We start from the raw sequence: 25,794 nt of genomic DNA on the forward strand, positions 1-25,794 counted from the left end.
GGAAATACTCTAAAGGAATAGTTCAAAAGAAACTTTGATTTTTATTTTAATGAAATAATATTACGAATGAGGTAAAGACAATGAATCAAAATGACAACATCGTCACAACTGCGATATTAACAGATGCCGAAAATATGGCTAAATTAAATAATCAGATTTATCCGAAGGAGTGGCATGTATCTCCTGAATATTTAAAGAAAATTATAAAGCGAAACCCAGAGGTGTATCGAATCTATAAAACGAGAGATGACATAAAAGGAATTTACGGTTTTTTTCCTTTAACTGAATCCAATTATCATGCGGTCTTAGAAGGTACTTTGGAAGAAAATGAGATAGCAGATTATATTCTAGACTATTCTCAATCAAAAAAAGTATACCTTTATTTGATTACAATTATTGTGGATATATACGATGATAATAGAAAAGAGTATGCGAGTAAACTGATAAAAGACATACCAAGAGAATTAAATCGACTTAAAACAAAAGGTATAACGATCAAGGAAGTCGGCGCTTTCGCAGTTAGTGCAGATGGAGAGAAATTATTACCCAAAATCGGATTCGAGCAACAGAAAGGAGAAACCATAAAATTAAATAATCACAAATACCCGGTATTTCGAGCAAAAACAGAAAATATTTTAGAGAATATAAAGATTTAAAAGTGTTCAGGGCACCTCCCATAAAATGGAAGGTGCCTGGCACCATCTTATTTGACCAACTTCAAAATTTCCTTGAATTTTTCATGTTCTCCTGTTTGGAGGAGTTCATATAAAATCATTTCTGTACTGGTTGGTAAAATGCCGAGAGATTGCATTTTTGTTATTCCAATTTCTTTATTTTCCTTTGTACGTGAAGAAACCGCATCAACCACAACTTCGACTTCATAACCTTGGGATTTTAAAGCACGGGCGGTTTGGTAGATACATATATGTGTTTCAATTCCTGTTATCAAAAATTTGGTTCGTCCACTTTCTTTAATTGCGGCTTGTACATCATCATTTAAGCAACCATTAAAATCCATTTTCTCAATCGGTTTTCCTGTCATATATTGGGCAATTTCAGACTTTGTACCGCCTAAACGAGATGGATTCTGTTCCATCCAAATCACGGGAACATTCAGAACCTTCATGGATTGTACTAGCTTTGCGATATTACTGATTATCGTTTCACTCTCATTTACAATATTAGCTAATTTTCCTTGAACATCTATAACAATTAGACATGCTTCTTCAACAGTAAACAAATGAATCTCTCCTTTTTTATCCGGATTTTTACCTCCATTCATTATATCGTATGGTGATTATGATAGACCAATTAAAAAATAAGGATCTAAAAGTTTTTACATTCTCATTTCCTACTACTTTTACCTCATTATTAAAGGGATTACAAGAATTGTAGTAACCTGTGAAATAAAAAGTGGATGTGTGGTATCATCCAGAAAATAAATGTTTACCACGCACCTTTTTCAAATATAATAGAGATCGGATGTGAAGGAATGATATATGGAAAAATGGTACAAGGTCAATTCATACGAAAGGTTAATCGGTTTATTGCTGAGGTGTATATTAAGGGTGTGAAAGAGGAGGTTCATATCAAAAATACAGGTCGATTAACGGAACTACTTCGAACAGGCGCTGAAGTTCTTTTGGAGTACAGCAATAATCCAAACCGAAAGACAAAGTTCTCGCTCATTTCTGTGAAAAAGGAAGGGCGTTTAGTAAATATCGATTCTCAAGCTCCAAATTTAGTAGTGTTTGAAGCGTTAAAGACTGAAAGCCTATCAGAATTCAATCATATTAAATCAGTAAAAAGAGAAGTAACTTATGGGGATTCTCGGTTTGATCTTTATTATGAAAATGAACGAGGAAAAGGCTTTATAGAAGTTAAAGGTGTCACTCTAGAGAGAAATGGCATGGCTTTGTTTCCTGACGCTCCAACAACAAGAGGGACGAAACATGTACTAGAATTAGCAAAAGCCGTTCAAGACGGCTATTCATGCACTATCCTATTTGTTATTCAGATGAAAGGATGTACTGCTTTTGCCCCTAACAAAGAAGTGGATCCTCTTTTTACAGATGCCTTAATTCAAGCCTCAGCCCAGGGTGTACGGATTTTGGCCTATGATACCATTGTCAGGGATAATGAACTAATTTTAAATCAACCGGTTTCTGTACAATTATAAAGGTGCCAGGCACCATCAAGAATTTGGAAACTAAAGTGGGTTTTTGTTTATTAATTTGATTCGTATAAAAGTTTAAATTTTCTGACTAAATAGGACGTTTTATAGATGTAGATTTCCTCTTTTTTAAGTATAATAGGGAATAGAAGAAATTGAGGAATGGAGAACATAAAAGTGAAAAAGTTAACGATAGAACACTTGGTTAATAGATTTTCTTTAAAAGTATTGGTAGGGGAAAACCAACTTAAAACAGATATTACTCAACCTCGGTCTCATCGCCCAGGTTTGGAATTTGTTGGTCATTTTGATTTTTTTCCAACTGAGCGAGTACAAATATTAGGAATAAAAGAAGTCACGTATTTACATAAATTAAGTCATGAGGAACGAAAAACCCGGATCGGAAATATCGTCCAGTATCATCCGCCGTGTTTTATTGTCACAGCAAGTGAAGATGGTCTCACCTATTTAAAACATCATTGTAAAGAACACAATATCCCATTGCTGCTGACTAATGAACCTACAAATACGACAGACTTTATGGCAAAACTAGATGCGTATATGGTCAAACAATTAGCTCCTGAAATTGCTGTTCATGGAGTTTGTGTTAATGTGTATGGAATTGGCATCTTAATTCGCGGAGATTCAGGTGTTGGTAAAAGTGAAACCGCACACACGCTTATTGGACGTGGACACCGATTAGTAGCTGATGATGTCGTCATCTTAAAAAAGCTTAGTTCCCAGACTCTATTAGGAACACACGATGAGAAAACAAAAGAATTTTTGGCCTTACGTAGTATTGGGTTATTAAATGTGGTTCGTTCATATGGTCAAAAAGCCTTTCAAAATGAAACTCGGATTGCGCTAGAAATTCATTTGACGAAATGGGAGAAAGATGCCCTTAATAATGAATTAGAGCAAGAGCCTACATATACGGACTACCTTGGAGTTAAAATCCCCTCGGTGGAAATCCAACTTCAACCCGGTCGTGATGTAGCAGGTTTAATTGAGGCCGCAGCAAATAATTGGTTTTTAAGACAACAAGGATACAGTGCTGCAGAAGACTTTTATAGTCGATTGGAGGCAGAATTTGAAAAGATTTGAGGCTGCTGATTTCCAGAAAATGGATGGTGCCTGTCACCCATTGAAAATGATCGATGCTCACATTCACTTAGATCAGTATAAAAATGATGAAATCGAAAAAATGCTAACAGGTTCAGATGAAATCGAAGGACTGGTAACGGTTTCATTCGATCTCCAGTCCTGTAAACGGAATCTCCAATTGTCAAATATCTATCAGAAGGTAAAATCAGCTTTTGGATTTCATCCTGAGCAAAATCTTCCCACTGATGAAGAGATGAACGATTTAATAGAATGGATGAGGAACAACCAAGAACATATGGTAGCATTTGGAGAAGTCGGTCTGCCTTATTATTTAAGACAAGATGGGGAAGTAACTAGTGATCAATATCGTCAGTATATGGAATTGCTCGAGGTATTTATCCGATTAGCCAAAAGGGTAGATAAACCAATCGTATTACACGCAATCTATGAGGATGCTCCTGTTGTATGTGACCTTTTGGAAAGACATTCAGTTACAAAAGCCCACTTCCATTGGTTTAAAGGGGATGATATCACAATTTCACGTATGGCTGAAAATGGTTATTTTATTTCCGTTACCCCTGAAATTGTATATAAGGAAAAAATTCAAAAGTTAGTGACTCATTACCCTCTAGAACAGATTATGGTTGAAACGGATGGACCATGGCCGTTTGAAGGTCCCTTTACAGGAAAAATGACTCATCCTCAAATGATGAGTCAATCTATTGAAATCATTGCTAGGCTTAAACAACTTTCTAAAATGGAAATGGCAGAAATCATCCACGGGAATACGAAAGCGTTTTATAACTTCCAAAAAATGTAAGGTGCCTGGCACCTTACATTTTTTGGAAGTTCATTAATTTCCTGCACCACGGTATTTTTTTACGCCGGTATTCCATAGGAAGATGGATATGCCGAAAAATACGATTCCCATTATGGGGGTTAAGAAGGCATATCCGTACCATTCTTGTTTTTGTAAAAAATAAGAAGCAGGATAGACTCCAACAAAAGCAAAGGGTAAGATCCATGTTAGGACAAAGCGAATGACCTTATGGTAAATATCAACAGGATAACGTCCATAGTTTGAAATATTATACATCGTTGGCATAATGTCGGTACGACTATCTGACCAAAATCCAATCGTGGCAATGGAAATAAAGATGCCACCATAAATCAACATTCCACCAATCACCATGAGAATAAAAATCAACACATCAAACCATTCAAACGTTAATCCAAGTTTAGCTCCTGCATAAGCCATAACCACAAATCCCGTAACCACTCCAAATAAAGATTCCAACTCCATTCGTTCCATAATAATCTGAAACAAACTATGGACAGGACGCGTTAATACTCGATCCATTTCTCCCTTCACAATATAGCGCTCATTAAAATCCCAAATATTAAAAAAAGCAGAGAATAAAGCATAGGGGATAAGGAAAAAACCGTATATAAATATAATTTCCTCTCGATTCCAGCCACCTAAGAGCTGGGTATGACCAAACACGACTAATATAAAAATTAAATTGATCGCTTGTGATAAAAAATCCGAAAGAATTTCTATGACTGTATCAACACGGTAGGTCAATCTTGTTTTTAAATATTGAGAGGCATATTGAAAAAACAGCGTAAAATAAAACATTCTGTTAGCCTCCTTGAACAATCAATTGTTTTTTCGCTAGAATCCATAACAGTTTAATCGGTATCAACAGCAACACAGCCCAAACCAGTTGTAAAAACAATGCTTGATATATTTCATTTCCGATAAATCCTTCTGTAAAAATCATACTAGGAACATAGCTGATCGCTTGAAAAGGTAAAAACTGCATCAGATCTTGAGCCCATAAGGGATAGAACGAGATCGGCAGCAACAAACCAGAAAATAAATCAATTACCACTCGTTTGGCACGAATTAATCCTGCATTATTAAAGAAAAAAAAGGTCATGATTCCTGTAAGCAAGTTAATTTGTGTGTTCACAATAAAGCTAAACAGAATCGATACAAAGAAAAACAACCATGTCATCAGATTAGCAGAAAACGTAATAGGAAAGATTAGAGCGACAATGATCATACCAGGAACAGAGAAGAACAATAACCGAAATACTCCTTCTCCTAAGGCCTGCATGGTTTTCATGCCTAAATAGCTGTAGGGACGAATCATTTCAATTGCCACTTTCCCGTCTTGAATTTCTGCAGCAATTTCTCGATCTATATTATTAAAGTAAAATGCTCTCGCCATCCAAGCAATCGCAACATAGGTTGTCATTTGGATTACAGACAAACCCTGGATTTCTGATTGATTTCCATAAATCGCGGACCATAAAAAATAATACGCCCCAATGTTAATACTATAAATTAAAATTCCGCTATAATAGTTCGTCCGATAAGCCAGCATCATCAAAAAACGAATTCGAATCATTTCCCAATACATACTCATGAAAAAGCCATTCCTTCTTCATAAATTTTACGAACGATCTCTTCTGTCGATACTTCATTTACTCTCACATTTTGAATGGGGTTTCGGTGTATCACATCACTGATAAACTGGGACAACATTCGCTCGTCTCCTTGTATGGTGGCAAGCCAAGTGGTCCCATCTTTTTGTTGCCATTGAACCCTCTCAGTATTTGGTAACTGGTCAAAGGGGACTTCTGTTAAAAATTCAAACTCTACTTGTTTTCCTTCAATAGCCTGCGTCTGTAGTTGACTGAGTTTTCCATCATAAATAATTTTTCCTTCGTCTAATAAAACAACTCTCTCACAAAGAGCCTCAATATCGGTTAAATCATGTGTGGTTAATAGAATCGTTGTTTTATATTGTTCATTAATTTCCTTTAGAAAGTTACGAATCTTTAACTTTACTAACACATCAAGACCGATCGTTGGTTCATCTAAAAATAAAAGAGGAGGATTATGAACAAGTGCTGCGGCTAATTCGCAACGCATCCGTTGCCCTAATGAAAGCTTTCTAACAGGCTTGTCTAATAAAGGACCAATTTCCAACGTCTCAATGACATGGCCCATATGACGATTATAATCTTCATCGGATACACGATACACTTTCTTCAATAGTCGGAAGGACTCTTGAACAGCGATATCCCACCAAAGCTGGGAACGCTGTCCGAAAACAACACCAATCGTGCGAACGAACTCTTCCCGCTGTTTATGTGGATTCATTCCATTGACAATGATATTTCCAGAGGTTGGAGTTAAAATCCCTGTTAACATTTTAATTGTGGTAGATTTTCCTGCTCCATTTTCTCCAATGTATCCAATCATTTCTCCCTGTTTAACCGTTAAGGAAATATCATCTACCGCTGCATGAATTTTATAATTCCTCGTAAATAAATCTCGAAACGCACCAGCCAATCCGGACCGACTCGAATACGACTTAAATTCCTTGCGCAAATTCCTAACTTCTATTACATTCATGTGGATCCTCCTAGTTGGGTGACAGGCACCTTCCAGTTATTAGAAGTCTGGCACCTCCAAAAAAATTACAACTTACAACCAAAATTTAATTTTAACGTGACAATTATTTCTTAGCAAGTCTGTTGCTTGTGAAGGATTGAGTATAATCAAGTCTAAATAAAATGGATCCAATTTTCAGAATTTTTCTTTGCAAATTGAGTGAAAGGGTGCTATATTCTAATAAATTGGATCCAATTAAAAGGAGATGGTGAACAATTGGAATATGATAAAACGGAAAAATCAACGATTGTTCATTCCGTGACGAAAAGTTTAAGGAACGCCATTTTAAATGGTACCTTAAAAAATGGAGAACGGTTAGTTCAAGAAGAGTGGGCAGAAAAATTAAATGTCAGTCGAATGCCCATAAGAGCTGCTCTAACACAGCTTCAAAGTGAGGGTTTGGTCGAATTAGTTCCACATAAAGGAGCTGTTGTGACACCGATTACACGTGAAGATATTGAAGAAATCTATCATACTCGCTCACTTTTAGAAGGTCTGGCAGTTGAAAAATCACTCCCGTTTCTAACTAATGAAGATAAAGAACAATTGAAAGATACGCTTAATAAAATGGAAGAATTGGAAATTTCCGATCAGACAAATGATCTATATATCCAACTTAACGCTACTTTTCATAAAACCTTGAGAAGCGGTTGCCCGTGGCCAAGAGTACAAAAAATGGTTGAAACCCTTGGAATTTCTCCAATTGCTCCTAGTCTTCTTGTAGATTATTATCACGAAACTCAGAAGGAGCATCGCATGATTTATGAAGCGGTTTTAAGAGGAGACCCTTCTGAACTGCGCTCTGCAGTGGAATATCATATTTTACGAACGAAAAATAATTTAATACAATATATGGGACTATTAAATCACTAAAAACAAAAAGGAGTGTTTGCAGTGTTTGATTTTGCAATTGTAGGTGGGGGAATTGTCGGATTATCAACTGGAATGGCTATTTATAAACGTTTTCCGAATGCAAAAGTCGTTGTTATCGAAAAGGAAGCCGAGGTAGCACAACACCAAACTGGACATAATAGTGGAGTCATTCATTCCGGAATTTATTATAAGCCAGGTAGTTTTAAAGCCCGATTTGCTAGGCAAGGAAGTCAGTCTATGAAAGAGTTTTGTCAAACACATGGAATTGATCATGATATTTGCGGTAAGGTAATTGTTGCAACGAAGCAGGAAGAGATCCCTCTACTCGAGAATCTATATAAAAGGGGATTAGAGAATGGTTTAAATATCCAGAAAATTCAATTAGGTGAATTGAAGGAAATCGAACCCCATGTAAAGGGACTAGGGGCAATCCGAGTTCCGCAGGCAGGAATTGTTAATTATCGCCAAGTAAGTGAGAAGTTTGCTAGTATTATAGAAGAACATGGTGGTGAAATTCACTTAAATACAAAGGTAGAAAAAATCAATGAAGAGCAAGATCAAGTTACGATTGAAACGAACCGTGGAACGTTGAAAGTCCGTTTGGTCATTAACTGTGCAGGACTTCATAGCGATCGAGTGACGACAGCAGCTGGATATAAAACGGATATGAAAATACTTCCGTTTAGAGGAGAATATTATAAGTTAAAACCTGAAAAACGTTACTTGGTTAAACACTTAATTTATCCAGTACCAAATCCTAAATTTCCATTCTTAGGTGTCCATTTTACAAGAATGATTAGTGGTGAAGTGGATGCTGGTCCAAATGCTGTGTTAAGTTTTAAGCGAGAAGGATATAAAAAAACAGATTTTAACGCAAAGGATTTGGCAGAATCATTGACATTTAGCGGTCTTTGGAAAATGGCTGGAAAATTTGCAAAAGAAGGATTAGATGAATACGTTCGCTCTTTTAGTAAAAAACAATTTACGAAAAGCTTGCAGGAATTGATTCCAGAAATTCAGGAGGATGATTTAATCCCTGCTCCAGCAGGAGTTCGAGCACAAGCGATTCGAAACGATGGAAGTATGGTGGACGATTTTCATATCATCATGGGAAAAAGAACGATTCATGTATGTAATGCCCCATCCCCAGCAGCAACTGCTTCCATTGAGATTGGAAAAGAGATCGTGAATCGGATTCCTGAACAAACACACTTAAAGGAAGCAGCTTTAATTATCTAAAAATCTTTGGAGAGGTCGATCAACATGTTAAACGGAAAAACGATTTTCATAGCAGGTCATGCCCGCTTACCGCAGGGAATGGCAGCAAAAAGTGTATTTGAAACATTAACCATTACAGCAGAAGTAGATGTAAAGTATGGAGTAATCCTTGAAGCATCTTGTACGTTGGCCACTGAACATGGTCGAGAGTTTATTGGAAGGCTGTTAAAAGGCATGAGTTTGATCGACGGGATTGACGAAGCCATTCATGCTGTACAAACCTATTATCGGGGAAAAGCAACGAACGCACTGGTTGCGGCTCTTAAAGATTTAGATCAACACTTTAAACAATTAAAAACAGGCGAATTGGTAAACCACTTAAAAACCAATTAAATATTTTTAATATTAAAAATTAATTGACAAATATTAAAACATTGTCATATAATAAACTTAACCAATTTATTAACGATGTTTACCTTTTGAAAATTTGCCTTTTCAAAACCGTAAATACGAATAAATCAGGATGCAACGGGAAAGTAAATAGGTTAATGACTGTCTATTCGCTGTGACTCTAAATGCATTAGAGCGGTGAAGTGAATATAAGCCAGTTGTACAATAGAGATCCTTTTTCATTAGGATCATTGTGCAATTGGCTTTTTATATTTCCTGTTGAATTTTCACCAATTTCACAAAAAACAGGAGGAATGAAAAATGAGTATTGTTGAAAAGAAAACAACGAAATTTGAAAGAAAGACAGAATGTTATGAGGTAAAGCCTCATCCGCAAACAATCCGCTTATACCATATCCTAATTTCTAAAAACGCTATAATCAAATTTTTAGATCGAGTAGAGCAAGATGGATTGACTGTCCAATCCTTAGAATATACACCATATGCTCGTCATATTGTGGCATCCTATTTATTAGATGAACTGGGAGAAGAGTTTGGGGTATTAATTCGAAATATTATTCATGATCGTGAATCAGGCGGATTTACCCTTGGATTAGAAGGAGTTACGGAAAATACAGATGAATTTGTTATTTTCTCGACAGCTATTTCTCATATCCTTGGAATACCGAATCATGATGCCATGTCAGGTAAATATTATGCTAGATTCACCGTTAAAGATACGGACGAAAGTGATTCATATTTGCGCCAGGCATATCGTTTATTTACTTTCCATACGGATGGAACGTTTGTTGAGGAACCGACAGACTGGTTATTAATGATGAAAATGGTTGAACAAAATGCTCGTGGCGGAGAGTCGAGATTATTACACCTTGACGATTGGAAGGAACTTGACAAGTTTTCAAAACATCCGTTAGCAAGTCATAAATTTACCTATAAGGCACCTAAAAGCAAAAATGTGGACCAAGAAGTCGAGCGCGTTACATTCTTTAATTACAACAATAAGCCAGGTTTGTGTTTCATTGATCAATTTGTTTACCCTGAATCCATTGAACAAGCGAAATATCTTCGGGACTTGTCCCAATCAATGGAAAATGACGAAAGTGTAATTGAACTTGAACTTCCAGTTGGCGACCTAGTTGTCATCAATAATATTTTTTGGGTTCACGGTCGTGCAGCGTTTGAAAAAGATCCAAACTTAAATCGCGAATTATTACGTCAACGTGGTCGTTTTAATGACAATTTAGTTTAACAAATTGAAAATCGATTTACCAACTAACCTTTAATCATATTTCCTAAACCCTATAACATATATTGACTCCACTATTCAATAATTCTCTGAATAGTGGAGTTTTTTTGCATTTTTCCCTGTAATATGATGTAGGGGTGGTATGTATCGACATTATGTTTTATCGGAGCGATTACAATGATTATCCCAGGTATGTTGACAGACGTAATCGGTGGGTGATTTTTAGTAGGTGTAGTTCTTATTCAGTGGATTAAAAAAGCACAAGGAACCAATCGTATACAAGATCATATGATTCCTAATATAGAGGAACCTCCTTTGAATATCAAAAAATAAATATTATATAGGCGCCTTACAAAATGAAAGGTGCCTTTTTTATACATTTTTAAATTTGGCATGAAAAATTGCATTTAATATAGGTATAAATTCCAAAGCATAGAAAGGATGAATAAAATGAAATTTGCAAAAATCAATGCTTAATTACCTGGGGAAAAATCTAAAGATTTAGTAGAAAGACGTAATATATCGTTCCAAAAGGAGTAAGTAACGGAGTTCCTGCCTTTGCGCAATCAGCACAGGGGGCGTTAGTGACAGATGTGGATGGAAATACATTTATTGATTTTGTTGGTGCTATAGGGGTAATGAATGTTAGACATAATCACCCTAAAGTCAAACAAGCCTTACACGAACAAGTAGATTAATTTATTCATACTGGTTTTAATGTGATGATGTATGAATCCTATATTGAATTAGCTGAAAAATTGGCAGCGATTTCCCCTGGTAATCATGAAAAAAAGGTGCTCCTACAAAATAGTGGAGCAGAAGCTGTTGAAAATGCGGTTAAAATCACTCGTAAATATACGAAAAGACAAGGAATTATATCATTTTCAAGGGGATATCATGGTAGAACGCTAATGACAATGACGATGACGAGTAAGATAAAACCTTATAAATTTGAATTTGGACCATTTGCTCCTGAAGTCTATCGTGCACCATATCCATACCAGTATCGTAGACCAGAAGGAATGACCGAACATCAATATAATGAACATATATTAAATGAATTTAAGAATTTCTTTATTACTGATATTACACCTGAAATGATTGCAGCGGTTGTGATGGAACCAGTACAGGGCGAAGGTGGTTTTATTGTACCAAGCAAACACTTTGTCCAAGGAGTATATAAATTCTGTAAAGATAATGGCATCCTTTTTATTGCTGATGAAATCCAAACTGAGTTTGCCAGAACGGGGAAATATTTTGCGATGGAACATTTTAATATAGTTCCTGATTTAATTACAGTTTCTAAAGCACTGGCAGCAGGAGTTCCATTAAGTGGAGTTATTGGTCGTAAAGAAATTATGGATGGAGCCGAGCCAGGAGAACTAGATGGAACGTACAGTGGAAGTCCACTCGGTTGTGGGGCAGCATTGGCTGTTTTAGATATTATCGAAGAGGAAAACTTAAATCAACGTGCAGAAAAAATCGGGCAAAAGGTAATGGGAAAATTTGAACAATTGTATGAAAAGTTCGATTGTGTTAGCGATATCAGAGGGCTTGGAGCAATGTGTGCAATGGAAATTGTTACTGACAAGATCAGTAATCAACCATCAAAAGATTTAACAAATAAAATCATTAAAGAAGCGAACAGTCGAGGGTTATTGCTATTCAGTGCAGGTGTCTACAGCAATGTTATTCGTCTGTTAATGCCATTAGTTATAAGCGATGAGCAATTAGAGGAAGGATTAACGATTATTGAAGAATCGATTAAAGCTGTTTTAGCAAACGAAGTAAGTAGGGCATAAAATGGTTTACCTTCTTCAAAAAAGACGATTTGAAACGGATTGACCACACGAATCATCTTTTTTTATCCATTTATATTTTTAGTTTGCGCACAACTGATGGCTGGCTGTCAGCGGCACTAATATGGTCATATAAATTGATTTATTTTTGCAGGATGGTGGCTCATCGGTGGCTTCCTCATGTATCGAATGAGACAAAACTTTAGACAAAATAAAACCTACTACTCACTACCAAAAGTATCTGAAGAAAATGTTGATTTGAGAAATATATAATCACAAGGTGTCAGGTTATTCCAGTTTATGGATGGTGCCTGGCACCTTTCGTATGTTACAATAGGAATTAATAGATGATTCAGAACATTGGAGGTGAGTTCATGTTAAGTTTTGAGGAAAAAAGGTCTATTTTTCGTTCATATAAGGATTTAATAGAAAAACCAACGAGTAATGGAAGGATTAATTATGAGTACCCGAAAAGTCAACAAAGAGGTAAAATCCTTGCAACACAATTACATGATAATGGAAATGGATATGTAATTGGTAAATATTTAGAGCCTCAAGCACTCGAAAAAAAAGCGTACAAGCTAGATTCTCGCGGATGGATTAATATTAAGGAATTTACCGAAAGTGAATTACATGAAATCATTCAATTAACGATGAATTCTATGAATCATTCAAAACCAACTGTTCGAAAAAAAATACTCATTACTGAAAGATATTCACCTACTAAGATTGAGGTTCAAGCAATCTCCGAAAGCCTAGTGCGTTCTTGTCTTTATAACTGGATCGGATATGGGAATTTAAATGGTCCTGTTTGGTTTTTGGGGATGGAAGAAGAAGGAACAGAGATTTGGAGAAACCAAGCGAAAACTTTGGAAGAAAGTCTGAGGGTACGGTCCAGTTTTAATTTAAAAATGGGTTTTTCTCAAGTTTGGGAAGAATTATACAAAATCCCATTAGAAGCATTTAACGATTCAACACGATTAAAGTATGTAGCTGCTTTTTTATTGGAACTTTCAGGAGAAGAGGTAACAACGAAGAATATTGAAGACTATGTTTTTCAGGAAAGAAAATTAGGAGAAAAGGATTCCGATCATTTTCTAGGAGTATTTAGACCGCTACCAAAGAAAAGAAAAGGGAGTATTGAACCTTATCAATCTATTTGGGAATCAATGGAATTTTATGAAAAGGAAATAGAAGAGAAACGGTTTGCCCTTATCAAAGAAAATCTTATATCCCATCCAAATGTTCAGCTATTAATTACATATGACGATGACTTAACTGAAAAACTACTCAATTTTTTTGCAGATAGTGTCAAAAAATTGAGTTGGTGGGAAGTGAACGGCGAGAAATATAGTCTACATCAAATCAATCTATCAAAAGGACGAAACGTCCTCCTATTATCAACTCCGTTTTTTACCAACGATCAAATCAGCTATAAAGGAATAATAGATTGTATAAAACGTGTCAATAGACTAAAACAATGGGCATTATAGACAATAGGTGACAGGCACCCTCCAGTTTCTGGAAGGTGCCTGTCACCTATTTTTTACCAAGTTACAATCATCATTAATGCTAAGATCAGCATCATATAGTTTACAGAATAAATGAATGTGATATTGGCCCATTTCAGGTCATTTTTTGTGTAAAGACCACAAATAGAGAGAACCAACCATCCAAGATTCAAAATGGTAGAAATGATTATAAATGCAGGACCTAATGACCAAAGGAAAAATGGAAGTGGAAGTAAACAAGCAACATATACAAGAATTTGTCGTTTCGTTACGTCAAATCCATAAAGAACAGGAAGCATTGCAACACCTGCACGTTTATAATCCTCAAATCTTCTCATGGCTATTGAGTAGGTGTGTGGCATTTGCCAAATAAAAATCATCACAGCAACAGTAATTGGAACAATATGATTACCTGGAGCTAATACTGTCCAACCAATTAACGGTGTAACTGCTCCTGAAATAGCGCCAATGATTGTATTTATTGTATATTTCCTCTTTGACCAAAACGTATAAAGAACAACGTAAGTAAACCATCCAATGAAGGAGTAAATTACAGCCTCTGTTGTAGTCTGAAATAAAAATACAAAGCCTAAAATTGTGAATAGGATCCCCATCATCAGAACAGATGCTAATGAAAAGCTCCCTGTAACAGTTGGACGTTTTTTAGTTCGATCCATGGCACGATCGAGATCGACTTCATACCAGTTATTTAAAGCTAATGCACCTGAAATTACAAGAGTACTGCCAATCATTGTATTTAAGAATAAGGACATTTGATCCAATAAACTTGTATTGGTAAATGTTAAAGCAAGCCAAAATCCAACAAGCACGGGAAAAACATTAGCTACTAAAACAAAACCTTTTAAAAGGTAGATAAAATCAATTAACATCGTTTTTAAAGTTCTCTTATTCTCAACATATAGATTCCCGTTTACCCGTTCATTATACGAAATCGAGTTTTTATTCATCATCTAGTCTCCTTTGCTGATAAAACTAGTAAGCCAGACAACTATTTAAATAGTTTTGTAGTTCTGTATCGTTAATAACATTATAAAGGTATTAAACTTTTATTTCCAATAACAAATTTAGTAAAAGACCTTATCCTATCAATTATTTTACCTTAAAAAGGGTACAAAATATATAAAAAATTCACTTTATTAAAATAATAAAAACACAAGTATTTTTTGAAAAATAAACAAAGGCTTTAATAACAGGAAAGAGAGTAACACTAGAAACCTAAATCGTACAAAAAAATCATTCTTCCTTGAATAGATGCTTATATTTCATTATTATAAAAATAGACGCAGTCATAAAGTCAGTCTGGTTGTATTCGTTTAACTCATATTTGAGATAAGCGAATGAAGGCATCTCAAACAAATTGCATGAACAAATAAGGTGAGGAGTTGTTTTTTAAAATTGCTAACAACGATCAGTTTTTCTCAATTAGAAGAAACGATAAGACAGGAAGGAGTCACATTAAAACAAGAACCAACCATTGAGGACCCTTCACTTTTGCTTGAAAGAGAAGTACGGTTGACGCCAGAGTTTTATTTTAAACAACTACGCACTTTAGGAACAATGCTTTCTGTAGAAGAATGGGAGGAAGTACCATCCTTTAAACTAAGATGGTTTAATACAAATCCAGAATTACCTTTAAAACGCTTCGTCTTGTACTATAATCAGAAAAAAAGGGTTTTAAAGAAAAAATATGTATATAGAGGCAGAGAACCGTTGGTGGAACAGAAAGAAAATGTATCTAAACATGCCTTATTATCAGCAGTAAAAAGGGGAGACTCCAGTATTATTGGTGAAGGCTTCAAGGAAATTAAAATTGAACGTTAACATTAACAAAAAAGACAGACCTGATTTAAGGGTTTGTCTTTTTGTTTGTCAAATAAAATACAGGGCTATGTCAAAGGTTGATTTGGATTACTCGATGGTAGTGAGCGTACGAAGATTCCATTGGGAGAAGCAAGTCAGACAAGCTATCGTAGGTCGTAAGTCAAACAAACTGCCTCAAAAAGAAAGCACCAACCTAGTTTAACGCAGCAAATACCATAAAAAGAGCCCTATTCAACTAGAACAGGGCTCTGGCAATAAACATGAAACAAATCGGTATCAGTAAAAATGGTAAGTTAAGTATAACATATAAAAATTAGAATATCTATTTAATTCTTATTATTTACGAAACATCGGAATAAAAAGGAACATCTATTAATATACGTCACGTAAATAACGTCCTTGCTTTTTCAAATCATTTAAATGTGCTTCTGCTTCTTCACGACTCATTTTGCCTTCTTTTTCAATCAAATCGATAAGCGCATTATGAACATCTTTAGCCATTCTTTCTTTATCCCCACAAACGTAGAAATAAGCACCATTTGATAACCATTCGAATATTTCTTTGCTGTTTTCTGCCATTTTATGTTGAACATACACTTTTTGATCTGTATCACGAGAGAATGCTGTATCTAATTTTGTTAATACTCCATCCTCTTGGTATTTTTCAAGCTCATCTTGATAGAGAAAATCAGTTGCAGCATGTTGATCGCCGAAAAATAACCATGTTCTCCCTGCACCTTGATTTACAGCACGTTCTTCGATAAAAGAACGGAAAGGAGCAATCCCTGTTCCGGGACCTACCATAATAATATCTGCATCAGTAGATTCTGGTAAATGGAAATGCTTATTCGGCTGGATAAATACAGGAATTGTATTTCCCACTTTTAAGCGTTCAGCTACTTGAACAGATGCTACTCCATCACGGTCACGTCCATGAGCATGGTAACGAACCGCACCAATTGTTAGATGGACTTCATCAGGATGCGCAGCCATACTGCTAGCAATGGAATACAAACGTGGAGGCATTTTTCTAAGCAAGCTAACAATTTCTTCGGCACCTGCATTCCATGGACCAAAATCACGTAATAAATCTAGTAAGTCGCGACCATATATGTATTCCTTTAATTGCTCAGCATTGTCATCCGCAACAAGCTTTTTGATTTCTGTATGGTCTGTTAATTCTGCTGCTTGTTTAACGATTTTTTTATTTAATAGCGTAATTTCAAAATGATTTGTTAATGCTTCCTTAAGTGGCAGTGTTTCTCCCTGCTTATTAATAGAGACTGGTGTTTGGGCATCCCAATTCATCTCTTCTAAAATTGCTTCTACTAGTTCAGGGTTATTTTCAGGAACGACGCCTAAAGCATCACCAGGAATATAGGAAAGACCAGAATCTTTTAGAGATAATTCAAGATGTCTAGTTTCTTTGTTAGAGCCAGTTCCGTTTAAATTTATATTTTTTAGAACAGTTGCTCGAAATGGATTTGTTCTAGAATAAGCAGTAGTGTTTTTGCTTCTTTCTGGGTTTGTAGTTTTTAACATTAAAATTCACCTCAAAAATTTATATGAATATAGGATAACATATGAAAAGGAAAACGTGTACATTTTTTGTCACATAATTCCTACTATTATTTGATAGGCTTGAATGGTGTTTTTAGCCATTGTCATAGCGATTCCTTATCTGACTTTGTTTTGTTTTATTAAGATAGTATTCGCTAAATCCTAATATTTAGCTAGAAATACGTGAACAAAAAAATCAAAAAAGAACTTATACATTTTAACATATGTTTCCATTATGATAGTATATTTATAATAAAAAAATAGGAGGATGCGGAAAATGACCTTACCAAATTTCGAAAAAAACTTACATAAATATGCAAAACTTTTAACAGCTAAAGGAATTAATGTCCAAAAAGGTGATTGGGTAAAGATGACCATAAGTGTCGATCAAGCACCATTGGCTCGTTTAATCACAAAGGAAGCCTATAATTTAGGAGCAGAAAAGGTGATTGTGAAGTGGTCTGATGATGAAATCACCAAATTACATTATCTCCATCAGCCAGAAGAGGTACTAACGAATATCCCTGAATACGAAATTCAAGAATCAGAAGATCACGTTTTAAATCATCGGGTGAGTCGTCTTTCCATTATTTCTAGTGATCCAGGTCTATTAAATGAAGTGAATCCACAAAAGGTTGCAGCTTACCAAAAAGTTGCAGGCAAGGCCTTCAAAGCCCAGCGTGTTGCTACACAAAATGATGATATTAAATGGACAGTTGCGGCAGCTGCAGGGGCTGATTGGGCTGCAACGGTATTTCCTCATTTAGAAACATCTGAGGAACAAGTGGACGCCTTATGGGATCAAATTTTCAAAACATGCCGTGTCTACGAAGAGGATCCAGTAGCGGCGTGGGATGAACATATTCAAACATTGAAGGAAAAAGCAACGAAATTGAATGAAATCCAATTTGATGCTTTGCATTATAGGGCAGCAGGTACGGATTTAACTTTGGGATTAACGAAGAATCATATTTGGGCAGCAGCTCAAAGTCATAATCCAAAAGGAGAAGAGTTCGTGGCCAATATGCCGACAGAAGAGGTATTTACTGCACCTGATACACGTCGTATGGAGGGAGTGGTACGTAGTACGAAGCCACTAAGCTATGCAGGTACCCTAATCGAAGGAATTGAAGTCCATTTTAAAAATGGAAAAATTACGGATATTTCGGCTGAAAGAGGAGACGAGGCCATAAAAAAATTGGTGTTCGATAATGAGGGAGGAACAGGCTTAGGTGAAGTTGCTTTGGTTCCAGACCCATCTCCTATCTCCCAATCAGGAATTATTTTCTTTAATACATTATTTGATGAAAATGCGTCAAATCATTTAGCAATTGGCTCTAGCTATCCAACTACCATTCAAGGTGGTACCGAAATGAGTGAGGAAGAATTACAACAACATGGTATGAACACAGGTACAGTGCATGTTGACTTTATGATTGGTTCGAGTGAAATGAATATTGATGGCATAAAAGCCGATGGTACGATTGTTCCAATCTTCCGTAATGGTGACTGGGCTATTTAATGTTTATTTCTATATTTGAACAGTTGTTTCGTATAGCACAACAAACTACTTTACAGCGATTGTATTTTTGATAAAATAAAACCTGAACCATTAGGGGTTCAGGTTTTATTTTCATATATTTATACTCTTTCAGTTGCAAGTGATAGCAGTCTTTCTTTTATTTCATTTGGATTAATTACTGTCTGCGCAACATTTGTGTCCATTGCTGCTTCTGCTACTGCTGCCGCTACCTGTGCCGCTACTCGAGGATCAAATGGATTTGGAATAACATAATCTGGATTTAATTCATCCTCGGAAATTAATCCCGCTATGGCATGAACGGCAGCTAACTTCATTTCTTCATTAATTTCTGTTGCATGCACATCTAACGCACCACGGAAAATGCCAGGAAAGGCTAGTACGTTATTTACCTGGTTTGGATAATCAGAACGCCCCGTCCCAATAACCGTTGCGCCAGCTTCTTTTGCTTCTAACGGCATGATTTCTGGAGTGGGATTAGCCATTGCAAAGATAATGGCATCCCGATTCATGGAACGTACCATTTCTTGAGTGACCGCACCTGCAGCTGATACACCTACAAACACATCAGCATCAATTAAGGCATCTGCTAATGAACCTTGTTTTTGTGCTTTGTTTGTTATTTTTGCCATTTCTTCTTTAAATGGATTCATTCCTTCTGGACGACCTTCATAAATAATTCCTTTTGTATCACATAAGATTACATCTTTTACACCCATTCGTAGCAATAACTTTGTAATTGCTACACCAGCTGAACCTGCGCCATTGGCAACAACGGTTGTATCCTCAATTTTCTTGTCAACAATTTTTAAAGCATTGAGAAGTCCTGCAGCTGTTACAATGGCTGTTCCATGTTGATCATCATGAAAAACAGGGATGTTACAAATCTCTTTTAAACGATCTTCAATTTCAAAACATTGTGGTGCTGCGATATCTTCTAAGTTTATTCCGCCGAAAGTTGGCTCTAGTAATCGAACAGTTTCGATTATTTTTTCAGGATCTGTTGAGTCCAAGCAAATTGGGAATGCATCAACATCGGCAAATGACTTGAATAACAATGCTTTACCTTCCATGACAGGCATAGCCGCTTTTGGACCAATATTTCCTAATCCAAGTACAGCTGTTCCATTTGAAACGACTGCCACAAGATTACCCTTCATTGTATACTCATAGACTTTTTGCTCTTCTTGATAAATATCTTTACATGGCTCTGCAACTCCTGGTGAATAGGCTAGACTTAGATCTTGTGAGTTTTGAACAGTTACTTTAGAATAAACTCCTAATTTTCCACGATTTTCTTTGTGCATTTTCAATGCTTCTTCTCTTAATGTTGACATGTAATTAATTTCTCTCCTCTTTATCATTTCAAATTGTATTATACACTTATATTACAACAATATTTTAAAAAGTAAAACAATTTGAATATTTAAAAATCCAAAGATTCTCAGTTATCCATTGATCTACATAGAATCAAAACACATTAGTCGAAATAATCGGAAAAATCCCTACAAACAACCTCCTTTAAAAATAGGACTTGATATTGGTATTATGATAAATTTTTGAGAAAAAGAAAATAGTTTCAGCAAAATTAGTCAAAATGTTACAATTTTTTACATTTACATTAATCTTTTCGTAGACAATGTTTTAAATTTGTATATTTAAAAAGGGAGTTTAAAGCTAATTACGTTTAAAAATTTTTTCGTTTAATTAGATTGTCAATTCCTTGCGTATCGATTAAAATATAGCGATATTCTGACTTTATCGGATAGAAGACAGGCTTAATTAAAACATAACAGATCGTTTAAAGAAGAAAATATAGATAAAAAAGGGGAAGCATTTCATGAATTCCATGAAAAAAATATTGCACTATATCAAACCATATACATTATTTTCCATTCTTGGCCCGCTCCTTATGTGTCTTGAAGTGGCTATGGATTTAATTCAACCAACGATTATGCAAAAAATTATCGATGCAGGAATTGCAAAGGGAGATCATTCTTATGTGATCAAATTGGGATTTTTTATGCTTTTATGCTCTTTTTTAGGTTTAATTGGCGGGGCAGGTAGTTCTGTATATGCTGCAAAAGCTGGGATTCATTTTTCTTCAGATATTCGTCGTGATTTGTTTAAGAAAATCGAAAAGTTTTCTAATCAAAATGCGGATTCCTTCGGGACAGGAAAATTAATTACGATTCTAACAAATGATATTACAACCATTCAATCAGCCTTAATTATGACTTTGCGTGTTTTTGTTCGAGGACCACTATTATTTATTGGGTCTGTCATTATTGTGTGGTTTACAGCAAGAGAGTTGTTTCCAATTTTACTAATATCCATCCCTATTTTAATTCTACTGATCATCTGGTTTTCTAAAAAAACTAGCATTTTATTTTCATTCGTCCAAAAGGCGATAGATGGAATGAATACAAAACTCCAAGAAAGCTTATCAGGGATTCGCGTTATAAAAGCGTTTGATCGCCAAGATTTTGAGAAGAATCAATTTAAAAACATTAATGAACAATTAACAAAACGTAATTTGTCTGCGGAACAGGTTATTTTCACCCTGATGCCCATCATGCTTTTCATAGTAAATGCCGGAATTGTTGTCGGGCTTTGGATGGGGGTCATTAAAGTAAATGAAGGAACATTGCAAGTCGGTGTCATTTTAGCTTTTATCAATTATCTACACATTATGATGAATGGACTAATATCAAGTAGTAATGTTCTCATGCAAATCGCACGTTCCTTTCCAGCTTCGCAGCGTATTGTGGATGTACTTGAAACGCAAATCGATATTTCAGACCCAGAGCGCCCGATACAACAGGATATTTGCGGCAATATTGAATTTAAAAACGTATATTTTAGCTATAGTAAAAATGGAGAACATGTATTAAAAAATATTTCGTTCAAGGCGAATGCAGGAGAAACCATTGGGATCATAGGTCCAACAGGTAGTGGAAAGTCTACTTTAATGAAACTTATTCCTCGTCTTTACGATCCGGACTCTGGTAACTTGATCATAGATGGGAAGAATATAAAAGACTATGAACTTCAAAAGTTGCGTTCCTCGATTGGATTTGTTCCACAAAAAGCAACCTTATTTTCTGGCAGTATTGAAGAAAATCTTCGCTACGGAAAAGATGATGCAAGTATAGATGAATTAGAATCAGCTGCAGAAGCTGCCGCAGCACGAGAATTTATTGATAAACTTGATAATGGTTTCACACATACTCTGTTGCAAGGAGCAACGAATTTATCAGGTGGACAAAAACAACGATTATCAATGGCTCGTGCGTTTATCAGAAAGCCAAGCATTCTGATTCTCGATGATTCGACTTCTGCTATTGATGCAATATCCGAGGCATCTGTCCAAAAAGCAATAAAACAATCTTATCCCGATACAACGGTGTTTATCATCTCATCAAAAATATCATCGATTATTAAAGCTGATCAAATTTTGGTTATGGATGACGGAAGAATCGAGGATATAGGAACGCACTCAGAATTAATGAGAAGCAGCAACTTGTATCAAGATATTTATTCTTCACAAACAGGAAGGAAGGTGACTTCCAATGAGTAAATCTGCTCCTAATATTATGAGTAGGGCTCGTGGACCAAGGATGAGTGGTCCGGTTGAAAAAGCAAAAGATCGTAAAGGAACTTTATTGCGAATCTGGAAATATATGGGAAATCAAAAGGGAGCCCTTATTGCGTCCATCGTTTTTGTGATGTTTTCTACTTTACTAGGACTTGTAGGTCCTTACTTAATTGGAGTGATTATTGATCACTATATTATTCCAAAGGATGTTCCAGGGGCGTTACAGCTAATCATTGTCTTAGGTATTATTTATACATTAATTGCTCTATTTACATGGTTACAATCCTTCATGATGGTGAGGGTTTCTTTACGAACCATTCAGCATTTACGTCAGGACTTATATGATAAGTTTCAAACTTTGTCATTAGGATTTTTTGATAAGCATACACATGGTGACTTAATGAGCCGAGTGACAAATGATATCGACAGTTTAAATAATGCCTTGAGTCAAAGTGTGATTCAAATTTTTTCAACAGTCTTAATGGGGGCAGGGGTCATTATTGCAATGTTTTCCCTTAATTGGGTACTTGCAATTGTGACATTGTTAGTCGTTCCGCTGATGGCGTTTACAACCAAAAAAATTATTAAATATAGTAGTCATTATTTTATTAAACGGCAGCGTGATTTAGGGGAACTCAACGGATTTGTAGAAGAGTCCATTACTGGAAATGACGTAATTACACTTTTTGGAAAAGAAGATCAAAATAATCAGAAGTTCTCAGAAGTAAACGAAAGATTACGTTCTTCTGCTATGAACGCTGACATTGTATCTGGTTTTGTGGGTCCAACGAATAACTTTATTAATAACTTAGGTCTTGGATTAGTAATAGGTGTTGGTGCCGTAATGGCGGTTCAAGAGCTGACAACAATCGGTATTATCGCTGCGTTTGTAACCTACTCCCGTCAATTTTTTCGACCGATTAACCAGCTTTCAAATCTGTTAAATATGTTTCAATCCGCGATTGCTGGAGCAGAAAGGGTATTTGAGGTAATGGACGAAACGCCCGAAATCGTTGATAAAAAAGAGGCAATTTCTGTTGATACTTTTACAGGGGAGGTTGAATTCTCAAATGTTCAGTTTGGCTATGAAAAGGGGGCACCGATTCTGAAAAACATCGACTTTAAAGTTCAAGCTGGTGAAAAGATTGCTCTGGTTGGTCCCACAGGTTCTGGTAAAACCACAATTATTAATCTATTATCAAGGTTTTACGATGTTACAAATGGAGAAATTAAAATTGATGGCATCAATCTTAAGGATTATAAGATTCGGGATTTACGAAAAAAAATTGGAATCGTTCTTCAAGACACCTTTTTATTTTCAGGCAGCATTATGGAGAACATTCGCTACGGTCGCTTAGAAGCAACCGATGAGGAAGTGATTGAAGCCGCCAAATTAGCATCCGCCCATCAATTCATTAAACATTTGCCAAATGGTTATGATACAACGATCCAATCAGGGGGAGGAAATTTAAGTCAGGGACAACGTCAACTGCTGGCCATTGCAAGAGCAATCCTTGCACAGTCAGACATTCTAATCCTTGATGAAGCAACTTCAAGTGTTGATACGAGAACAGAAATCCAAATTCAAAAAGGGTTAAATAAATTGATAGAAGGTAGAACCAGTTTTGTGATTGCTCATCGATTAAAAACAATTGAAAATGCGGATCAGATTCTCGTCATCCAAAATGGACAAATCATCGAAAAAGGTACACACGTGGAACTGCTTAAGAAAAATGGATATTATCACAATATGCATAAGAGTCAGTTTAACTTAGGTGTTCAATCAATGGTTTAGTTTATAATAATGTTTTTAATAGAAGCAAGTTTTTTTAAAAATAGCTTGAGGTATCGATATAATTGTTTCAATTCTGTGAACAAATGCGTGAAAAGGCTTCCTTCACGTGAAAATACGTTTATACTATAATTAGTATATTACTAAAACAATTGATAAACAGGAGGGATAGCATTGACATTTGAAGTCATGGGTTTTGAAATTAATATTACTGGAAATCACATTATAAAGACGGTTCTATTCCTTATTATTGCTACAGGTTTAACGTTCTTAGCTTTCGATGATGGACGATCTACTTTGACAACAACTGAAGAAGTTTGTACTGAAACAGCAATTTCTGCAGGAGTAGAACCACTAGGTTGTTACGGACCTTAATAAAAAAAGCTCGTTATACGAGCTTTTTTTATTAGTTCTTTTAGTTGGCTATATTAAAATTTTTATCTTTATTGAGATACTTGTAGAGAGCACCGTTATATTTATGCCGGGTTTTGCAGAGGTTCGGTTTCTTCACTCCGTGATCCCTTGGTAAACTTGAATAAAGATATTGATCTTTTTTTGCATAATCATATTTTTCGAATACACCAGCTAATAAATTGTCGAGATAAGGAAGACATTTTTGAATTGACGTAATTGACTTGTTTTTGAGATCAGGGATTGATTGATGGATATACTCTGCTACTTCTTTTGTTACCGTTTCAATTGACTTTGAGTGCATTAACTTCTGACGATACAGTGGAATCGCTTTCACTAAATAGGATTGCTCTTGTTTCGTCCAATAACTCGCCATATATATATAACACCTCTTTATTATTTTCAATATAATATTCTACAATCGTCGCCTTTTTTCCTGCAATTTTAATAATTTTGAATAAGTTTATGAAAAGGATAGAAAAACAGACTTATAATACGGTAAACACCGATTTAAACGTCTTTTTGTTAAATGTTTGCGTTTTTATGATGAATGTTAAGGCTTTCAATGACATTGCTAAATGAACAAGGAATGGTGGATAATTATTTAATATATGAACAATTAATCATATTTATATCTTACAAAGGAATCTAACACCTTAAAAAATAGACGAATCAGGAATTTTGCATTATAATTAGTTATCTAGTTAACCATACTTCAAACGTTGTAAAATACTTTTAATTGTCAACTTCATTCGTCATATGGGCGAATTTTTTTCTCACTAATAGTTATCTAGATAACTATTTTTGTTTTTTTGGGGGGTTTATCATTGGAATTATCCTTTTTTCACCATCAATTACAATTTTCACGGTCGTTTACAAAAAAGTTAAATGAACAATTATCGGAAATCGGATTATATCAATCACAATGGCTAATTGTTTATTATTTAAAACATTATGGATCATCAACACTTGTTGGAATAAGTCGTTATTTAAATGTTGAAAAACCGACGATATCACGGACAGTAGACCGCTTAGAAAAAAGCCAACTTGTTGAAAGAATTCCTAGTAATGACAAACGCGAACGAATTATTCGTTTAACGGAAAAAGGGAATGAAGTCTATGAGAAGGCAATCCAAATCATTGAGGTCTTTGAACAGTCATTGATTGAGGGGATACCAGACTCTGAAAAAGAGATTGCATTGAAAACAATTATGATTTTAAAGGGAAAACTTCAGTAAAAAAGGAGCA

The 25,794-nt window shown here is 35.4% G+C and carries 23 protein-coding genes and 1 pseudogene; 16 read left to right on the plus strand and 8 right to left on the minus strand.

What is annotated here, in order from left to right; genetic code table 11:
• Positions 1-80 precede the first annotated feature (80 nt).
• Positions 81-656, plus strand: a complete 576-nt coding sequence (locus Q5760_RS13405; protein ID WP_428908146.1) for a hypothetical protein — start codon at positions 81-83, stop codon at positions 654-656.
• Positions 657-703: 47 nt separating this feature from the next.
• Here the strand turns inward: Q5760_RS13405 and Q5760_RS13410 are convergent, their stop codons facing one another.
• Positions 704-1,240 (minus strand): hydrolase, encoded by a 537-nt coding sequence (locus tag Q5760_RS13410; RefSeq protein WP_428908147.1) that lies wholly within the window; start codon positions 1,238-1,240, stop codon positions 704-706.
• Positions 1,241-1,492: 252 nt separating this feature from the next.
• Between Q5760_RS13410 and sfsA the strand changes: the two genes are divergently transcribed.
• The 3 genes from sfsA to Q5760_RS13425 all read left to right on the plus strand — a co-directional run bounded on the left by sfsA (position 1,493) and on the right by Q5760_RS13425 (position 4,097).
• Positions 1,493-2,179 (plus strand): DNA/RNA nuclease SfsA, encoded by a 687-nt coding sequence (gene sfsA, locus Q5760_RS13415; RefSeq protein WP_428908148.1) that lies wholly within the window; start codon positions 1,493-1,495, stop codon positions 2,177-2,179.
• A 171-nt stretch (positions 2,180-2,350) separates the two neighbouring features.
• Positions 2,351-3,277 (plus strand): HPr(Ser) kinase/phosphatase, encoded by a 927-nt coding sequence (hprK, locus tag Q5760_RS13420; RefSeq protein ID WP_428908149.1) that lies wholly within the window; start codon positions 2,351-2,353, stop codon positions 3,275-3,277.
• 19 nt (positions 3,278-3,296) lie between these two features.
• A complete protein-coding gene (locus Q5760_RS13425) occupies positions 3,297-4,097 on the plus strand; it encodes a TatD family hydrolase (RefSeq protein ID WP_428912579.1) in 801 nt (266 codons plus the stop codon).
• Between the two features lie 33 nt (positions 4,098-4,130).
• Here the strand turns inward: Q5760_RS13425 and Q5760_RS13430 are convergent, their stop codons facing one another.
• The 3 genes from Q5760_RS13430 to Q5760_RS13440 are packed head-to-tail and all read right to left on the minus strand — an operon-like array spanning position 4,131 to position 6,707.
• On the minus strand, positions 4,131-4,916 hold the full coding sequence (locus Q5760_RS13430; protein WP_428908150.1) for an ABC transporter permease: 786 nt from the start codon (positions 4,914-4,916) through the stop codon (positions 4,131-4,133).
• A gap of 4 nt (positions 4,917-4,920) precedes the next feature.
• Positions 4,921-5,712, minus strand: coding sequence for an ABC transporter permease (locus tag Q5760_RS13435; protein ID WP_428908151.1), 792 nt, complete (start codon positions 5,710-5,712; stop codon positions 4,921-4,923).
• Positions 5,709-6,707: an ABC transporter ATP-binding protein gene (locus Q5760_RS13440; RefSeq protein ID WP_428908152.1), complete on the minus strand. Its 999-nt coding sequence runs from the start codon at positions 6,705-6,707 to the stop codon at positions 5,709-5,711. The genes Q5760_RS13435 and Q5760_RS13440 overlap by 4 nt, the downstream gene beginning before the upstream one ends.
• A 255-nt stretch (positions 6,708-6,962) precedes the next feature.
• Here Q5760_RS13440 and Q5760_RS13445 point away from each other — a divergent pair, with 255 nt between their 5' ends.
• The 6 genes and pseudogenes from Q5760_RS13445 (at position 6,963) to Q5760_RS13470 (ending at position 13,785) form a co-directional block, all read left to right on the plus strand.
• Positions 6,963-7,619: a GntR family transcriptional regulator gene (locus tag Q5760_RS13445; RefSeq protein ID WP_428908153.1), complete on the plus strand. Its 657-nt coding sequence runs from the start codon at positions 6,963-6,965 to the stop codon at positions 7,617-7,619.
• 21 nt (positions 7,620-7,640) lie between these two features.
• Positions 7,641-8,858: an L-2-hydroxyglutarate oxidase gene (gene lhgO / locus Q5760_RS13450; protein ID WP_428908154.1), complete on the plus strand. Its 1,218-nt coding sequence runs from the start codon at positions 7,641-7,643 to the stop codon at positions 8,856-8,858.
• A gap of 24 nt (positions 8,859-8,882) precedes the next feature.
• The gene (locus tag Q5760_RS13455; protein WP_428908155.1) at positions 8,883-9,230 is read left to right on the plus strand and encodes a DUF3870 domain-containing protein; all 348 of its coding nucleotides are present in this window, start codon (positions 8,883-8,885) and stop codon (positions 9,228-9,230) included.
• A 318-nt stretch (positions 9,231-9,548) separates the two neighbouring features.
• On the plus strand, positions 9,549-10,496 hold the full coding sequence (gene glaH / locus Q5760_RS13460) for a glutarate dioxygenase GlaH (protein WP_428908156.1): 948 nt from the start codon (positions 9,549-9,551) through the stop codon (positions 10,494-10,496).
• 438 nt (positions 10,497-10,934) lie between these two features.
• A pseudogene (gene gabT, locus Q5760_RS13465) lies at positions 10,935-12,295 on the plus strand (4-aminobutyrate--2-oxoglutarate transaminase).
• Positions 12,296-12,666: 371 nt separating this feature from the next.
• Entirely contained in the window at positions 12,667-13,785 is a 1,119-nt protein-coding gene (locus tag Q5760_RS13470; protein WP_428908157.1) for a hypothetical protein, read from the plus strand.
• Positions 13,786-13,838: 53 nt separating this feature from the next.
• Here the strand turns inward: Q5760_RS13470 and cyoE are convergent, their stop codons facing one another.
• Positions 13,839-14,771, minus strand: a complete 933-nt coding sequence (cyoE, locus tag Q5760_RS13475) for a heme o synthase (protein ID WP_428908158.1) — start codon at positions 14,769-14,771, stop codon at positions 13,839-13,841.
• A gap of 448 nt (positions 14,772-15,219) precedes the next feature.
• Here cyoE and Q5760_RS13480 point away from each other — a divergent pair, with 448 nt between their 5' ends.
• The gene (locus tag Q5760_RS13480; protein WP_428908159.1) at positions 15,220-15,645 is read left to right on the plus strand and encodes a hypothetical protein; all 426 of its coding nucleotides are present in this window, start codon (positions 15,220-15,222) and stop codon (positions 15,643-15,645) included.
• Positions 15,646-16,017: 372 nt separating this feature from the next.
• Here the strand turns inward: Q5760_RS13480 and Q5760_RS13485 are convergent, their stop codons facing one another.
• Positions 16,018-17,187, minus strand: coding sequence for a sulfite reductase subunit alpha (locus Q5760_RS13485; protein ID WP_428908160.1), 1,170 nt, complete (start codon positions 17,185-17,187; stop codon positions 16,018-16,020).
• 295 nt (positions 17,188-17,482) lie between these two features.
• Between Q5760_RS13485 and Q5760_RS13490 the strand changes: the two genes are divergently transcribed.
• Positions 17,483-18,727 (plus strand): aminopeptidase, encoded by a 1,245-nt coding sequence (locus Q5760_RS13490; protein WP_428908161.1) that lies wholly within the window; start codon positions 17,483-17,485, stop codon positions 18,725-18,727.
• A 119-nt stretch (positions 18,728-18,846) separates the two neighbouring features.
• Here the strand turns inward: Q5760_RS13490 and Q5760_RS13495 are convergent, their stop codons facing one another.
• Positions 18,847-20,082 carry an NAD(P)-dependent malic enzyme gene (locus Q5760_RS13495; RefSeq protein WP_428908162.1) on the minus strand — a complete coding sequence of 412 codons (1,236 nt, stop codon included), beginning with the start codon at positions 20,080-20,082 and terminating at the stop codon, positions 18,847-18,849.
• 503 nt (positions 20,083-20,585) lie between these two features.
• Between Q5760_RS13495 and Q5760_RS13500 the strand changes: the two genes are divergently transcribed.
• The 3 genes from Q5760_RS13500 (at position 20,586) to Q5760_RS13510 (ending at position 24,510) form a co-directional block, all read left to right on the plus strand.
• Positions 20,586-22,325, plus strand: a complete 1,740-nt coding sequence (locus Q5760_RS13500) for an ABC transporter ATP-binding protein (RefSeq protein ID WP_428908163.1) — start codon at positions 20,586-20,588, stop codon at positions 22,323-22,325.
• A complete protein-coding gene (locus Q5760_RS13505) occupies positions 22,318-24,138 on the plus strand; it encodes an ABC transporter ATP-binding protein (protein ID WP_428908164.1) in 1,821 nt (606 codons plus the stop codon). Before Q5760_RS13500 ends, Q5760_RS13505 begins: the two co-directional genes overlap by 8 nt.
• A gap of 171 nt (positions 24,139-24,309) precedes the next feature.
• Entirely contained in the window at positions 24,310-24,510 is a 201-nt protein-coding gene (locus Q5760_RS13510) for a hypothetical protein (RefSeq protein ID WP_428908165.1), read from the plus strand.
• A 40-nt stretch (positions 24,511-24,550) separates the two neighbouring features.
• Here the strand turns inward: Q5760_RS13510 and Q5760_RS13515 are convergent, their stop codons facing one another.
• The gene (locus Q5760_RS13515; protein WP_428908166.1) at positions 24,551-24,922 is read right to left on the minus strand and encodes a hypothetical protein; all 372 of its coding nucleotides are present in this window, start codon (positions 24,920-24,922) and stop codon (positions 24,551-24,553) included.
• 451 nt (positions 24,923-25,373) lie between these two features.
• Here Q5760_RS13515 and Q5760_RS13520 point away from each other — a divergent pair, with 451 nt between their 5' ends.
• Positions 25,374-25,784 carry a MarR family winged helix-turn-helix transcriptional regulator gene (locus Q5760_RS13520; RefSeq protein ID WP_428908167.1) on the plus strand — a complete coding sequence of 137 codons (411 nt, stop codon included), beginning with the start codon at positions 25,374-25,376 and terminating at the stop codon, positions 25,782-25,784.
• Positions 25,785-25,794: the final 10 nt, after the last annotated feature.

This window comes from Niallia sp. Kr1, from assembly GCF_050389805.1.
GTDB lineage: Bacteria > Bacillota > Bacilli > Bacillales > Cytobacillaceae > Bacillus_BD.

What these genes read in the sequence shown, in the direction of transcription:
- Q5760_RS13405 (WP_428908146.1), top strand. Translation starts at nt 81, where the DNA reads ATGAATCAAAATGACAACATCGTCACAACTGCGATATTAACAGATGCC.
- sfsA (WP_428908148.1), top strand. Translation starts at nt 1,493, where the DNA reads ATGATATATGGAAAAATGGTACAAGGTCAATTCATACGAAAGGTTAAT.
- Q5760_RS13425 (WP_428912579.1), top strand. Translation starts at nt 3,297, where the DNA reads ATGGATGGTGCCTGTCACCCATTGAAAATGATCGATGCTCACATTCAC.
- Q5760_RS13430 (WP_428908150.1), bottom strand. Translation starts at nt 4,916, where the DNA reads ATGTTTTATTTTACGCTGTTTTTTCAATATGCCTCTCAATATTTAAAA.
- Q5760_RS13435 (WP_428908151.1), bottom strand. Translation starts at nt 5,712, where the DNA reads ATGAGTATGTATTGGGAAATGATTCGAATTCGTTTTTTGATGATGCTG.
- Q5760_RS13440 (WP_428908152.1), bottom strand. Translation starts at nt 6,707, where the DNA reads ATGAATGTAATAGAAGTTAGGAATTTGCGCAAGGAATTTAAGTCGTAT.
- Q5760_RS13455 (WP_428908155.1), top strand. Translation starts at nt 8,883, where the DNA reads ATGTTAAACGGAAAAACGATTTTCATAGCAGGTCATGCCCGCTTACCG.
- glaH (WP_428908156.1), top strand. Translation starts at nt 9,549, where the DNA reads ATGAGTATTGTTGAAAAGAAAACAACGAAATTTGAAAGAAAGACAGAA.
- Q5760_RS13470 (WP_428908157.1), top strand. Translation starts at nt 12,667, where the DNA reads ATGTTAAGTTTTGAGGAAAAAAGGTCTATTTTTCGTTCATATAAGGAT.
- cyoE (WP_428908158.1), bottom strand. Translation starts at nt 14,771, where the DNA reads ATGAATAAAAACTCGATTTCGTATAATGAACGGGTAAACGGGAATCTA.
- Q5760_RS13485 (WP_428908160.1), bottom strand. Translation starts at nt 17,187, where the DNA reads ATGTTAAAAACTACAAACCCAGAAAGAAGCAAAAACACTACTGCTTAT.
- Q5760_RS13490 (WP_428908161.1), top strand. Translation starts at nt 17,483, where the DNA reads ATGACCTTACCAAATTTCGAAAAAAACTTACATAAATATGCAAAACTT.
- Q5760_RS13495 (WP_428908162.1), bottom strand. Translation starts at nt 20,082, where the DNA reads ATGTCAACATTAAGAGAAGAAGCATTGAAAATGCACAAAGAAAATCGT.
- Q5760_RS13500 (WP_428908163.1), top strand. Translation starts at nt 20,586, where the DNA reads ATGAATTCCATGAAAAAAATATTGCACTATATCAAACCATATACATTA.
- Q5760_RS13505 (WP_428908164.1), top strand. Translation starts at nt 22,318, where the DNA reads ATGAGTAAATCTGCTCCTAATATTATGAGTAGGGCTCGTGGACCAAGG.
- Q5760_RS13515 (WP_428908166.1), bottom strand. Translation starts at nt 24,922, where the DNA reads ATGGCGAGTTATTGGACGAAACAAGAGCAATCCTATTTAGTGAAAGCG.